The following is a 14,397-nucleotide window of genomic DNA, read 5'->3' as shown; positions in this document are numbered from 1 at the left end:
TAAGAGTATATTCCAATGTACAATTTGTGAATATTTTTTCACACTTTCCGCCAGTTGATTTTTACCTAAAAACAACATATAAATGTTGTTTTCAAAGGGTTTAATTAGCACTACTACAATAGTGTAAACATCATTAATTATTAATTTTTATACAAAAATATTATAATTTATACAACCGTTATTCATTTATAAACGTAATAGTGTCCTAGGTCACAAAAGTGCCATAAGTCTGTCATTATTGTCGAAAAACCGAATTTTTGCTAGCGCTTTATTAGTGTTCGATGAGTAGTTACTATATAATAGTAGAATCACCCTTTTTACTCTGCTCTTAACATTGTTGTCACTGTAAAAAGTAAATGGTAAGATGAAAAGGGAAATTATCGAACATTTTGACATGGATATTTAATATGAATTAGTCTCAGATAAAGGAGCGTTCATCAGGTATGGGGATTTTAAATAAAGTATTTGATTTGAACAAACGCGAGTTGAAGCGGTTAGACAAGCTTGCAGCCAAGATTGATACACTTGCAACCGAAACCGAAAGATTAACAGATGATCAGCTTCGCGAAAAAACAGAAGAGTTTAAAGCACGCTATCAAAAAGGCGAAACACTTGATGATTTGCTTGTGGAAGCATTTGCAGTTGTCCGTGAAGGCGCCCGTCGTGTGCTTGGATTATATCCTTACCACGTCCAATTAATGGGTGGTATTTCTCTCCATGAAGGTAACATTTCGGAAATGAAGACCGGGGAAGGTAAAACATTAACGGCAACGATGCCGGTTTACTTAAATGCCATTTCAGGTAAGGGTGTTCACGTTGTTACCGTCAACGAATACCTGGCTAGCCGTGACGCAACTGAAATGGGCCAATTGTATGAATTTCTAGGCCTTACTGTCGGCTTAAACTTAAACAGTATGGATAGCGAAGAAAAACAGGCTGCCTATGCAGCTGATATTACCTACGGAACAAACAACGAATTTGGTTTCGACTACCTTCGTGACAATATGGTCCTTTATAAAGAGCAAAAAGTTCAGCGCCCGCTTTTTTATGCGGTCATTGACGAGGTTGACTCCATCTTAATTGACGAAGCCCGTACACCATTGATTATCTCTGGTTCAGCCCAGAAATCAGCTGTGCTTTATATCCAAGCAAATGCGTTTGTGCGGACGTTGACAAAAGAAGTAGATTACAGCTATGACGAGAAAACAAAGGGCGTCATGCTCACCGAAGAAGGAATTAGTAAAGCTGAAAAAGCATTCGGCATTGAAAACCTCTTCGATATGGCCCATGTTACGTTGAACCATCATATTAACCAGGCGTTAAAAGCCAATGTCAGCATGCACCTGGATATTGATTACGTTGTTCAAGACGGTGAGATTGTCATCGTTGACCAATTTACGGGCCGTTTGATGAAGGGCCGCCGTTATAGCGAAGGCCTGCACCAGGCCATTGAAGCAAAAGAAGGTCTTGAGGTTCAAAATGAAAGCATGACGATGGCAACGATTACGTTCCAAAACTACTTCCGTATGTATGAAAAATTAGCCGGTATGACCGGTACAGCGAAAACGGAAGAAGAGGAATTCCGGAACATTTATAATATGAATGTTATTGTGATTCCAACAAATAGACCGATTGCCCGTGATGATCGTGCGGATTTAATTTACGCCACGATGGACGGCAAGTTCCGTGCAGTGGTGGAAGATATTGCCGAACGCCATCAAAAGGGACAACCAGTGCTGGTTGGTACCGTCGCGATTGAAACATCCGAATTAATTTCCAATTATTTATCCAAGAAACGCATTCAACATAATGTCTTGAATGCGAAAAACCATGAACGGGAAGCAGAAATCATTGCTGAAGCAGGTCATCAGGGTTCCGTTACGATTGCGACCAACATGGCCGGTCGTGGTACAGACATTAAGCTTGGTGAGGGTGTAATCGAACTTGGCGGTCTCGCGGTAATTGGCACCGAGCGTCATGAAAGCCGGCGGATTGATAACCAGCTTCGTGGACGTTCCGGGCGTCAAGGGGACCCTGGTGTAACTCAATTCTATCTATCAATGGAAGATGAATTGATGCGCCGCTTTGGCTCTGACAATATGAAAGCGATGATGCAAAGACTTGGTATGGATGACACTCAGCCAATCCAAAGTAAAATGGTTTCCCGTGCCGTGGAATCGGCGCAAAAACGGGTCGAGGGCAATAACTTTGATGCCCGTAAACAGCTCTTACAATATGACGATGTCCTTCGTCAGCAGCGTGAGATCATTTACTCGCAGCGTGATGAGGTACTAGAATCTGAAAACCTTCGCGACATCGTTCAGAAGATGATTCTAAACTCGATTGAGCGGAATGTCGATGTTCATGCCCCTCGTCATGAGGATGAGGAAGAATGGGATCTGCAAGCGATTGTCGAATACGTTCAGGCTACCCTTCTTCATGAAGGTGATATCACGGTAGATGACTTAAAGGGCAAAGAGCCGGAAGAAATCGTTGAAGCGATTTTTGCAAAAGTCAAGGAGCGCTACGAGGAGAAGGAACAGATTCTGTTCCCTGAGCAGATGCGTGAATTCGAGAAGGTTGTCACATTAAGAGCGGTTGACTCTAAATGGACGGACCATATTGATGCCATGGATCAGCTTCGTCAAGGAATCCATCTGCGCGCTTATGGACAAATCGATCCGCTTCGTGAATACCAGCATGAAGGATTCGCAATGTTTGAAGCGATGATTCAATCGATCGAAGATGAAACAGCCATGTATATCATGAAGGCGGAAATTCGCAATAACCTCGAGCGTCAAGAGGTGGCGAAAGGCCAAGCTGTGAATCCGAAGGAAGACGGCGAACCAGTGAAGCAGAAGCCAAAAGTGAAGCAGCTGGATGTCGGCCGTAATGCCCCATGTATCTGCGGCAGTGGTAAGAAGTATAAAAACTGCTGTGGCGCTGGGAAATAATAAGAAGATGGCGGCACACTAGCCGCTTGGGCTGGTGCTGGACAATTCTTATAGATTTTGTATTTTCGGTCAGCGATTTTGTCGCTGGCCATCTTTTTGTATTATTCCGTTTTCTATTGAATACCTCTATTGGACAGTTTTCTAGAATTCTCGAGAGTTTTGTCCGATAGAAGCGCATCTATTGGACAATCTACTTTGGCTACACAAGGTTTCTGTCTATTAGAGTGCTTCTATTGGACAATTTGCCATAAATCACAAGAGTTTTGTCTTATAGGGGCTCTATATTGAACAGTTTTTGATAAACACTAAGCGATTTTGTCTAATAGGGTTAATCCCTTTAGACAATTCACAAATGAAATACCTGAACTTTGTTTTATAGGAGAAGTTTTCATAGAAATCAACCACCCTCCCCTTCTCTCAGGATAGACAATCTACTTTATACACATATTTTATATAACACTTGTGATTAATGTGTATAACATTCAGAATTTTGTGGATAAGTATATAAAAATAGAGTTATCCACATGGGGACAACTCTATTTTTATTAGTTCCTATTCATATATTCTAAAATCTCTAAGTCAATTAATCCTGTTGGCTGTTCTCTCATTTCAAAGTTTTCTGTATGAATAAAGTTGGTTAACGCACGATAAACTTCCTCGATTCCAATCATATCACCCGTTAAATAGCCCCATCTTCCCAACTGTACAATTAACTCCGCTTTTACCTTCCCTTCAACCGAAACGATCCTCTCCGGTTTTGATAGCGCAAAATATAATTGCTGAAGCTGATAGAGGCGGATTAATTCCTTAATGGGGTCAGGATGATCATCCACGCGGAGGTCCACAAAGCGGTCATTAAAGCCGCCGTAGCCGCCAGCTTCCTTTACTACCAATAGCGCCGCCGACTGCTTGCCTCTGCTATCCCCGCCGGCTTCTTGCCCAGCATCTAATGCTGCAAGCAATCTTGCTGCAAGTGTTCCTTCGGTCTCTTCAAACACGCGCCCCATCGCGTTCACAGTTTTTTCATCCACTAAAATATTTCCTTGTGCGGCAAAATGAGCCCCTGTGAGCCCGCCTGCCCAATCATAGCATTCCTTACCAGTAAAGCTAGCAGCATTTCCAGCCGCATCAATTAAGCCGAACTGGCGCATCTCTCGCTCAGGGTCGTCCGCAATTAGTAATTCAAGTACTTCTTGCGCTGTTTTTCCCTGGGCCATTAATTCAAGTCCTTTTGGACCAAAAGCCGTATTGGCATAAGACTGAGTCGCAACTGCACCCACACCTGCTTTTGCCCAAGGAACTACTGCACCTACTCCTAAAAACTTAGACTGCACGGCAATTCCCCATTCTTTTTCAGATGGGTCATAGCCAACGATTGAAAATGTCATGATGTAACCTCCGTTTTTGCGTTTTTATAAAAAAACACTGCTCCGCAAAGGAGCAGCGTTCCTGCTATCAAGTTTACTGTGCTTCAATTAAGCCATAACGGCCATCTTTACGCTTATAAACAACATTTGTACGATTAGTATCAGAATTAGTGAATACATAGAAGCTGTGGCCCAACATGTTCATTTGCAAGATCGCTTCTTCACTGTCCATTGGTTTCAAATCAAAACGCTTAGTACGGACTAATTCAAGATCTTCTTCATCATACTCGAGAGCCTCAGGGCTTTCAGTTGCTACAAAAGTGAAAGAAGGTTCCCCTTTTTCACGGAATTTACGGTTTACTTTTGTTTTGTGCTTACGGATTTGACGTTCAAGTTTGTCAGTAATCAAGTCAATCGCTGCATACATATCAACGTTTGTTTCTTCAGCGCGTAATACTAATTGCGGCAGTGGAATAGTGACCTCAACTTTTGAAGATTTATCTTGATTGAATCTAAGATTCACGTTCACCTTTGCATCAGGTGCCTCAGTAAAATAACGCTCTAATTTAGAAATCTTCTTTTCAACATACTCTCTAATTGCTGGAGTAACCTCAATGTTTTCGCCACGTACGTTGTATTTCATGTGGACTCCTCCTTTTGTTAAGGCTATGTAAATACAATTCTATTTTACCCTATGAGATTCCTGCTAAAACAGAACAATAATTTTGTCGAATTTTTGACAAAAATAATAGGGAAATAGTGTCAATAAGGAATACAGACATTGACTTTACTAGGTTGTTTTTTCTAAAATGAATGGTTATTCATATATTTATTTTATTATTCTGGAGGACAATTTGCCACTAATAAGCCTAGGGAATACGTTACAGTGATGTGAACATGAATGGAGGATGCGAATCATGGAACAGGAAAATAGGAAAAAGCTGGCCTGGCATGAGACCTTGGAATTACACGAAATGGTGGCTTTTCAATCCCTAGGATTAATGAAACTGAAAATGTCGATCAATAAAGTTACTGATACCGAACTTAGAGAATTATACCGTTTATGTATTCAGGACCTTGAAAAAAACCTACACGAATTACTGAAATTTTACCCTTCCGCCCAAGGCTATCAAGGACGTGAAGAGGAAGAAGTCCGCCAAGATATCGGCTTCTTCGCCGGCGATCTGTTGGCATTATCAAAAACAATGGTGCGAAATCTTGCCACTGCCATTACTGAAACAGCCACACCTGCATTGCGAAGAACCTTTACAAATCAACTAACGGGAGCAATTCATGGGCACGAGAGAGTCTTTAACTATATGCACAAGCATGGCTACTATCCTGCCTATGATCTAGGGCTTCTTCTCGGTCATGATATTGAAAATGCTCAAAAGGCACTTAGGATGAGATTCTGAATTCAAAGGGCGACGGGGTTCGAGTCTACCTTGCAATTGTGAACGATTGGACGCTCGCTGCCCCCGCCCCTTTTAGAAGTTTAGCTGCATGTCTTAGTGTCGAGCCGGTTGTGTAAATATCATCGACTAACAAAATCCTTTTTCCCTGTATTTCACCGTCTGGATCGACTTTAAAAACCTGCGGGATATGGATCCGCTCTGCTCGTGATTTTTTCGATTGTTTTTCAGAATGAACCCGCGTAAGGATATGGTCCGGTTGGAAGCCCGAAAAGGTTAGGAGCGCCGCTGCCTGATTAAAGCCGCGTTCATACAGGCGCTCTTCACTTAAAGGAATAGGAATGAGTAAATCTGGGTTAATTTTAGTTATTTCTTTTTTAAAAAGTTCAGCAAATACCTTCGCTAATACATAATCACCGCGAAATTTGTACACGGCGATCAGCTCTTTTAAAAATTGGTTGTAAAGGTAAAGAGAATGATTCTTTTTAAGAAAGCCCTGCCAGTCAGGGTCCTCTTCCCAGCGGGTGCAATCATGACAGATGTCCCCGTCACGAAATTGTCCATCTAAGTGGTGAAAAGGCCGACTGCAAATGCAGCAGGTTTCTCCTGCTATTTTCTCCAGTCTTCCCTGACAAGTCGGGCATAGAAGGGGTTCCTTTTCTGGTGAGAATAATGTATGCCAACTCACATCAGGTATAATTACCTTGTGGCAATAAAGACAACGTTCTTGCTGAAATAGATTCATTTAAACAGCCCCCTATTTATCAAGTAGTCCTTTGATAAGTCCCTCTCGGTTCATCGTGACAATCTGTCTTCTCGCTTTTAGCATGTCTTCGGTTTTTCCGTAATGAAAAAAGGTCACAACCCCAGTTGGATGATCCTTGCTCCGCCCTGCGCGGCCGGCAATTTGGACGAGGGCACTCTCGGTAAAAATAGAGTCCTCTGCTCCCACAACAGCTACATCGATATTCGGAAAGGTAACCCCTCGCTCAAGGATGGTCGTAGTAAGGAGCATTAGAACTTGATTGTTGCGCATTTTTTGCACCTTACTTTTTCGGTCAGGGTCTTCGGCATGAACCGCTTCGATCGCAGGATGAATTTTTCGTAAGATGGTCAATGCTTTTTCCATCAACGGGATATGAGGAAAAAATACTAATGTCTGTTTGTCAGCCTGGATTCTGGTTTTGACCCACTTAATCACATTGAGCGGGAGCCTTCCTTTTTGAAGCTGCTTTTGCCAGTTACCGCACCAAACGAAAGACGGGACCGGGAGCGGCTTGCGGTGAAATCGGGCCGGAATGGTCGTATACGCCCTTTTACCTGTGCGGCATTCTCTTTGCCATTTAGCATTGGGAGTCGCAGTAAGGTAAATCATCGCGGAAACTGGTTTTCGTGCCTGTACGGCTGCATACTGAAGCGACTCTTCCACTGTATATGGAAAGGCGTCTACTTCATCTAGAATGATTGTCTCAAAGGCATGGTAAAAACGAAGGAGCTGATGGGTGGTCGCAATCGTCAGAGGCGCAAAAAGGTGGCGGTCTTCACTCCCGCCGTAAAGGGAGGCAATCGGGATATTGGGAAAGGCCGCTTTTAATCTGGGGGTGAGTTCTAAGACGACATCCGTTCTTGGCGTGGCAATACAAATTCTTTTTTTCTCGGCAAGTGCGGAATCGATTCCAGCAAACAAGACCTCGGTTTTGCCTGCCCCGCAGACGGCCCAGATGAGGTGCTCTTCGTTTTGGTGGATCGCCTCGACAACATGGTCGGATGCCACTTTCTGACCTTCGGAAAGTGTCCCCTCCCAGGCCATGATTTGGGCTGGGATCTGAAATTCAGGGGCTGGGCCGTTCCAGCCAATGAGCGGCGTGCATTCACTGATTCTTCCCATCACCAGGCAGCTGCGGCAATATAGACACGTCTCACCGCATCTAGCGCATGGAAAGGCAGCAAACCAGTGCGGATTCTTGTTGCCACAACGGGCACAGATGGATTGTTTTCCGTTTTTTTCGATTCCTTTTCGGTAGGTAAGATAGCCATTTTCATAGTGTTCTTGAATGTCGGAAAGCGGGAAGGGGAGGTCGTCGAGGAGGAGCTGTTTACCTGTTAGGAGTTGCTGGAGTTCAGAGTTGTAGGAGAATGCCGGGTTAAGCCTTGGTGTCGGGATGGTTGTGATAGCTGAGATCGGCAGGGAATCCTCTTTTGTTTTACTTGGGATTATGAGGTTGTCTTTTTGGATAAATCTCATGTATGGATCACCTTCTCTGGAATTGATGCTGGGCGATGATTTTATCTGCTATCATTAGATAACCTTTAGTACCGGGCCATTGATGGTACACTCGCTTTTTTGTATGACCGGAAGTTGGAAGGTTGAGGGAGATTAATAGATTTCTCGAGATGTCTGAGTTGGGAATGTGGAAGATGGTCTGGCATTCGCGGTTTGTGATGGTTGGTTTAATCAAGAGGAAATAATCAATGAGTGCCTCGATATGGGCTTCTTTGGAGGTTGAGCCGCATTTTGGACAGATCCATTTTCCCGTTTGGTAATGCATTGGAATGTGGGTACAATTTGGGCAAGGGACACCTAGGAGAAGGTCTGTCACGGTGAGATTATACTCTTGTAAAATATCGATTGGTTTTGGAGTATGCTGGCTCAATAGGAATTGGGCGATTTCATTCCTTTTAGAGGCTTGGATTTTAACTTGTTGGAATCGCTTTTCGGTGTCTTCAATTTTACTGAAAAGGTCTCTTCCTTTGCAAATTCTTGTAAGGTCTGTACCGGTACCGCTGGTTTTCAATATAGTTTTATTGGCGCTTTTGAAAAAAATAAGGTAATCGATGGGAAGCAAATGGCGCTGATGTAGGATTAGCCATCTTCGTAGAAGGGATTGCAGTCTTCGGCATTGGATTCGTGGGTCCTCAAAGGATTCTTCTGTTCCGTCCTGATTTTTTCGGAGGAGCTGGTTAAAGACATTATCAAAATACAATGTTCCGCTGATATTTTTGGCTTCGATGATTAGGATATGGGTTTGAGAGATTAGCAGGGTATCAATTTGAAAGTAGATGTCGTGGAGTTTAAGCTCAAGGTCGTGGAGGATTAGGTAGTTTTCTTGAGGCAGTTCTTTCATGTAGTTCGCCAGAGCCAATTCGCCCCAGTAGCCTGCCCATCTTTTGGCTAGGTCTTTTTCAATTACTGGATACATTGGGTGATTTCGGTTTAAATATTTTTTAAGGTTACCGTTAGGATAAGTCTTTGAGGAAGAGTTAGTTCTTTTATAAGCAATATGCATCACTCCTTTTTTCTTTATAATTCTACATTATTTGATGAATTCCTACATGGTTTTTGAAAAAGTTTTGGAGATTTTTTTAGGGTTATTTTAAAGGTGTTCTGTTCTTTGATCGGGGGATGACTCCGGTTTCGATTCCGTGAACTTGGGCTGGAATTCCGCGGGTTTCTGATTTATTTCCGCGCACTTTCGAAATAATTCCGTACACCTTTCACTTTTTTCCGTACAAATCCACTTTATTTCCGTGAACCCTTCTTTTTCAATTACCTATTACTAAATCTAGCTCTGTAACCAGGTTGCCTTACCGCTGCATTTCCGCATACTTGGTCTGGAATTCCACGGGTTTCCGATTTATTTCCGCGCACTTTCTTAATAATTCCGTACACTTCTCACTTTTTTCCGTACAAATCCCCTTTATTTCCGTAAACTCTTCTTTTTCAATTACCTATTACTAAATCTAGCTCTGTAACCAGGTTGCCTTACCGCTGCATTTCCGCATACTTGGTCTGGAATTCCGCGGGGTCCGATTTATTTCCGTGCACTTTCTTAATAATTCCGTACACTTCTCCCTTTTTTCCGTACAAATCCCCTTTATTTCCGTAAACCCTTCTTTTTCAATTACCTGTTTCTATCTCTAGCTCTGTCACCGGGTTGCCCGCCCTCTGCATTTCCGCATACTTGGTCCAGAATTCCGTAGGGTTCCGATTTATTTCCGTGCACTTTCGAAATAATTCCGTACACTTTTCACTTTTTTCCGTACAAATCCCGTTTATTTCCGTAAACCCTTCTTTTCAATTACCTATTTCTAAAATCAGCTCTGTAACCGGGTTACCCTTCCGCTGCATTTCAGCATACTCGGTCCAGAATTCCGTACACTTCTCCCTTTTTTCCGTACAAATCTCCATTATTACCGTAAACCCCTCTTTTTCAATTACCTGTTTCTATCTCTAGCTCTGTCAACGGGTTGCCCGCCCTCTGCATTTCCGCATACTCGGTCCAGAATTCCGCAGGGTTCCGATTTATTTCCGTGCACTTTCTTAATAATTCCGTACACTTCTCCCTTTTTTCCGTACAAATCTCCATTATTACCGTAAACCCTTCTTTTTCAATTACCTAATTCTATCTCTAGCTCTGTCACCAAGTTCCCTCCCGCTGCATTTCCGTATACTTAGCCTGGAATTCCGCAGGTTTCCCATTTATTTCCGTGCACTTTCCTAATATTTCCGTACACTTCTCACTTTTTTCCGTACAAATCCCCTTTATTTCCGTAAACCCTTCTTTTCAATTACCTATTTCTAAAATCTAGCTCTGTCACCAGGTTACCTCCCGCTGCATTTCCGCATACTTAGCTTGGATTTCCGTGGGGTTCCGATTTATTTCCGTCCACTTTCTTAATAATTCCGTATACTTCGCACTTTTTTCCGTACAAATCTCCATTATTTTCGCCAACCCACTCCAAACAGCCATCCAGCACACCCAATCAAAAAAGCCATCCCGGCTCAAACACCGGAATGGCTGCAAACCAACAATCTTATTTTTTCATCCAGCCCATCCCCATCGCACCCTCACCAAGATGGGTACCAATCACAGCTCCAAAATAGCCGATCATAAATTCGACATGAGGATACAGACCCGCTAACTCCTTACGCCACTCCTCCGCCTCCGCCTCACGATTCGCATGAATAATCACAGCCCGGTATTCCTCGCCCTCTGAGACAGCTTCACCAAGTAAATCCACTATCCGTTTTAGAGCCCTCTTCCGGGTGCGAATTTTTTCAAATGGCACTATGACCTTCTCTTCAAAATGCAGCAGCGGCTTCACCTGCAACAGACCGCCAATAAAGGCTTGCGCGCTCGACAGCCGGCCGCCCCGTTGGAGATTGGTCAAGTCATCCACCATGAAATAAGCATCGGCTGACTGCTTTAACTCTTCCAACCGGCTCATAATCAGTTCAGGCGCTTCCCCGCGCTCGGCCATTTCAGCCGCCTCTAGCGCGTAAAACCCCTGAACCATACAGCTGATTTCAGAATCAAACGGATAAACCTTAATCCCTTCAACCATGGTACCAGCGGTTACCGCTCCTTGATATGTGCCGCTGATACCGCTCGACAAATGAATACTAATCACCGCATCATAATCCGCGGCTAGTTCCTCAAACAGCTCCACAAACTTCCCGATTGGCGGCTGGGAAGTGGTTGGCAGCCCATTTGTTTTGATTTGTTCATAAAACGCACTTGCGGATAAATCTACCTCTTCCTGGTAGGCTTCCGTCCCGAAAATCACATTTAACGCGATCATATGTATAGTAAATTGTTCTCGTAACTCTTTCGGTATGTACGCGGTGCTATCCGTGACAATTGCCGTTTTCATAAAAGTACCATCCTTGTCTGTTGAACTACACTTTATTGTATATGAAACCATAAAAAAAGAACACACCTTATCGGCGTGCTCTTCAAATTATCTCACTTCAACCCAGCCATTTTTAATTGCAGATACAACGGCTTGGGTACGGTCATTGACATTCATTTTTTGTAAAATATTACTTACATGGTTTTTAACTGTTTTTTCACTGATAAATAATGATTCGCCAATGCCACGGTTGCTTTTTCCATCCGCAAGCATTTGCAGAACTTCACATTCACGGCGGGTTAACAGATGCAATGGACGGCGGATATCAAGTGTTTGCACATAACCGCCTCCGGTACGGCCTGCGGTTGTTGCCAGCTTGCGATATTCATTCACAAGGTTGTGAGTAACCTTTGGATGTAAGTAGGAACCGCCATCTGCCACAACACGAACTGCCTCAATTAGGGCGTCAGCATCCATTTCTTTTAACAAGTAGCCGCATGCACCTGTTTTTAAAGCATGGGTCACATAATTTTCGTCATCGTGAATCGATAAAATAATCACTTTTGTATTTGGATGTTTTTCAACAAGCTCACGGGTTGCCTCGACACCATTCATTCCTGGCATATTAATATCCATAATAACCACATCCGGCTGGTACTGTTCAACCAGTCCTAAAGCATCACTGCCGTCATCGCCTTCAGCCACAACCTGGAATGACTTTTCAAACTCTAGTATTCTTTTTACACCTTCTCTGAATAGTTGGTGATCATCAATAATAGCAATTTTGGTTGTCATTTGGTACTCCCCCTTATTACAATTTTATCATTTGCCGCTATAATTTCTTTAGTTAATTAATGGAACACGTATGAAGACGGATGTTCCTTTACCTATTTTCGAATCGTATGTGATTTCTCCTTCAAGCAAGTCGACACGCTCTCTCATTCCAATCATCCCAAAGGACTCAGGCTTCTTGATCGAGGTATCAAATCCAACACCATTATCCTTAATGTGGACGGTGACAGCAGAATTGGTAATTTCCAATCTGACGTTGATTACACAGGCGTTCGCATGCTTGAGTGCATTTTGCACAGACTCTTGGATCATCCGGAACAACGCAACCTCATATTTCGTTGGCAGGCGGAGCTCTAGACCGGCATTCACAAACTCGATCCTTGAGTGGTTATGATATTCTTCAATCGTTTGTAAGTATTTTTTCAGGGTGGGGACAAGGCCTAAATCATCAAGTGCCATCGGACGAAGATCATAAATAATTCTCCGCACCTCATAAAGCGCAGCCCGCACCATTTTTTTATAGCTGTGAACTTCAGCAAAGGCCTCTTCTGGCCCTCGATCTTTATAAACACGTTCAATCAGATCAGAACGCATGATCACATTGGCCAGCATTTGGGCAGGCCCATCATGAATTTCCCGGGACAAACGTTTCCGCTCCTCTTCCTGGGCTTCAATAATTTTCAAACCAAAGTCTTGTTTGGCTTTCGCGGTTTCAATAACTTCCCCCACTTGTTTTAAATCACTTGTCAAGTAATTCATCACCACAGAAATTTGGGAAATAAGCTGGTCGGCACGGTCGATTGTGTCATCTAAGCCAATCAATCTGCGCTCCAAATCATCCCGTTTTTCCAAAAGCTGTTTTTTGTACTGCCAATTGATGGAGAGGTCCATTTGCAGCTGGTGGGCTTTTTCATAGGCCTCACGCACTTCTTCTTCGGTATAATGCTTAAAGTTCATACTCACTTCTGACAGCATCAGCCGGGCTTGATGAACCTGATCTTCAAGCTGGTTCCCCTCTTCAATGAGCTTAACCATCATTTCCTTGATATTTCCAAGTTCCGATGTCATACTCTCATAATCTTGACGGCATTGCTCACCAATTCGAAAAATATCACTTTTACTGCTTGTTACCCTGCCAATCATTTCTTCACGAATTTCATCAATTGACTTCGTATTGACCTGTTTAAGTTTCATTTCATTCCCTCCAGGGTTTTCCCTTTAGGCCTTTAACATATTTTACATTGAATAAAAGCAATTAGCGAATCATAACACTCATATTGACCTTCTTCTGGGGTGAAAGTAATATAATGATAGTGTTACATTCCTTTTAAGGATACTTATTGAACCATTACTATTATATCATTCGAACGTTACCACTATATTAAAGGTATATTACAAATTTTTTTAGGCTCTTTTCGTAAACTTGCTCCTAGTTGTACAAGTTAAACAAATAAAACAAATTATCTTTGTACATAAAAACTTATTAGTAAAATGACAGAAAGATGCCACAATACCTTAAATAACTCAAAAAACTACCAGTTTTAATAAAGAAAGGAGCTTATTATGCTTCCTCGTTACCATACTGTAAAACAATCCGGTGAACACGAGATTTCGATTCAAAAATCTCGTTTTATTGCCCATTTGACAAGAGCGGAGACTGAAAATGAAGCGATTGAGTTTATTCAATCCATTAAGAAGCAGCATTGGAATGCAACACATAACTGCTCAGCCTACCTGATTGGCGAGCACGATCACATTCAAAAAGCCAATGATGATGGTGAACCAAGCGGAACAGCTGGAGTACCGATCCTTGAAGTTTTAAAAAAGCGAAAGTTAAAAGACACAGTCGTCGTTGTTACTCGTTACTTTGGCGGCATTAAATTAGGAGCCGGCGGGCTGATCCGTGCTTACGGGAAGGCCACTTCTGAAGGACTTGATGCGGTGGGCATCGTCGAAAGAAAGCTTTCTCAAATCATTCATGCCAAATTTGACTATACCTGGCTTGGGAAAATTGAAAAGGAACTGCGCGCCTCCAATTATAAAATAAAAGAGATTCACTACTTAGATATCGTTGAGGTCGAAACATATGTAGACGAAAGTCAAGTCCAATCCTTCAGAGAATGGATGATTGAACTAACCAACGGCCAATGCACACTAGAGCAGGGCGAAATGCTTTATCTCGAACAAGACTACACAAGAGAATAAATTTTTCCTTAGGTCGATTATAATAGGACCATA

Annotated in this window: 12 protein-coding genes; 3 read left to right on the top strand and 9 right to left on the bottom strand. The window is 42.7% G+C overall.

Annotation, left to right across the window (positions count from 1 at the left end; all coding sequences use genetic code 11):
• Window positions 1-443: 443 nt before the first annotated feature.
• Window positions 444-2,954, top strand: a complete 2,511-nt coding sequence (secA, locus tag ACZ9EE_RS19815; protein WP_476029788.1) for a preprotein translocase subunit SecA — start codon at window positions 444-446, stop codon at window positions 2,952-2,954.
• A 545-nt stretch (window positions 2,955-3,499) separates the two neighbouring features.
• Here the strand turns inward: secA and ACZ9EE_RS19810 are convergent.
• Window positions 3,500-4,342 (bottom strand): DUF1028 domain-containing protein, encoded by an 843-nt coding sequence (locus ACZ9EE_RS19810; RefSeq protein ID WP_476029786.1) that lies wholly within the window; start codon window positions 4,340-4,342, stop codon window positions 3,500-3,502.
• Between the two features lie 73 nt (window positions 4,343-4,415).
• Window positions 4,416-4,964: a ribosome hibernation-promoting factor, HPF/YfiA family gene (gene hpf, locus ACZ9EE_RS19805; protein WP_476029784.1), complete on the bottom strand. Its 549-nt coding sequence runs from the start codon at window positions 4,962-4,964 to the stop codon at window positions 4,416-4,418.
• A gap of 274 nt (window positions 4,965-5,238) precedes the next feature.
• Between hpf and ACZ9EE_RS19800 the strand changes: the two genes are divergently transcribed.
• Window positions 5,239-5,736, top strand: coding sequence for a spore coat protein (locus ACZ9EE_RS19800; RefSeq protein WP_476029782.1), 498 nt, complete (start codon window positions 5,239-5,241; stop codon window positions 5,734-5,736).
• A gap of 25 nt (window positions 5,737-5,761) precedes the next feature.
• Here the strand turns inward: ACZ9EE_RS19800 and ACZ9EE_RS19795 are convergent, their stop codons facing one another.
• The 7 genes from ACZ9EE_RS19795 to ACZ9EE_RS19765 all read right to left on the bottom strand — a co-directional run bounded on the left by ACZ9EE_RS19795 (window position 5,762) and on the right by ACZ9EE_RS19765 (window position 13,353).
• Entirely contained in the window at window positions 5,762-6,478 is a 717-nt protein-coding gene (locus ACZ9EE_RS19795) for a ComF family protein (protein ID WP_476029780.1), read from the bottom strand.
• A 12-nt stretch (window positions 6,479-6,490) separates the two neighbouring features.
• A complete protein-coding gene (locus ACZ9EE_RS19790; RefSeq protein WP_476029778.1) occupies window positions 6,491-7,978 on the bottom strand; it encodes an ATP-dependent helicase ComFA in 1,488 nt (495 codons plus the stop codon).
• A gap of 7 nt (window positions 7,979-7,985) precedes the next feature.
• Window positions 7,986-9,020 carry a nuclease-related domain-containing protein gene (locus ACZ9EE_RS19785; RefSeq protein ID WP_476033019.1) on the bottom strand — a complete coding sequence of 345 codons (1,035 nt, stop codon included), beginning with the start codon at window positions 9,018-9,020 and terminating at the stop codon, window positions 7,986-7,988.
• A gap of 1,308 nt (window positions 9,021-10,328) precedes the next feature.
• Window positions 10,329-10,484: a hypothetical protein gene (locus ACZ9EE_RS19780; protein WP_476029776.1), complete on the bottom strand. Its 156-nt coding sequence runs from the start codon at window positions 10,482-10,484 to the stop codon at window positions 10,329-10,331.
• Window positions 10,485-10,548: 64 nt separating this feature from the next.
• Window positions 10,549-11,388 carry a DegV family protein gene (locus ACZ9EE_RS19775; protein ID WP_476029775.1) on the bottom strand — a complete coding sequence of 280 codons (840 nt, stop codon included), beginning with the start codon at window positions 11,386-11,388 and terminating at the stop codon, window positions 10,549-10,551.
• A gap of 87 nt (window positions 11,389-11,475) precedes the next feature.
• Window positions 11,476-12,162 carry a response regulator gene (locus tag ACZ9EE_RS19770; protein WP_476029774.1) on the bottom strand — a complete coding sequence of 229 codons (687 nt, stop codon included), beginning with the start codon at window positions 12,160-12,162 and terminating at the stop codon, window positions 11,476-11,478.
• A 48-nt stretch (window positions 12,163-12,210) separates the two neighbouring features.
• Complete coding sequence (locus ACZ9EE_RS19765; RefSeq protein WP_476029772.1) at window positions 12,211-13,353, bottom strand: sensor histidine kinase; 1,143 nt, start codon at window positions 13,351-13,353, stop codon at window positions 12,211-12,213.
• A 369-nt stretch (window positions 13,354-13,722) separates the two neighbouring features.
• On the opposite strand from ACZ9EE_RS19765, the gene ACZ9EE_RS19760 reads away from it, so the two are divergent.
• On the top strand, window positions 13,723-14,364 hold the full coding sequence (locus tag ACZ9EE_RS19760; protein WP_476029770.1) for a YigZ family protein: 642 nt from the start codon (window positions 13,723-13,725) through the stop codon (window positions 14,362-14,364).
• Window positions 14,365-14,397 lie beyond the last annotated feature (33 nt).

The sequence above is a fragment of the Bacillus sp. URHA0034 genome (assembly GCF_056280405.1).
The sequence above is the reverse complement of the archived record's forward strand: the minus strand, read 5'-3'. Positions and strand labels throughout refer to the sequence as shown.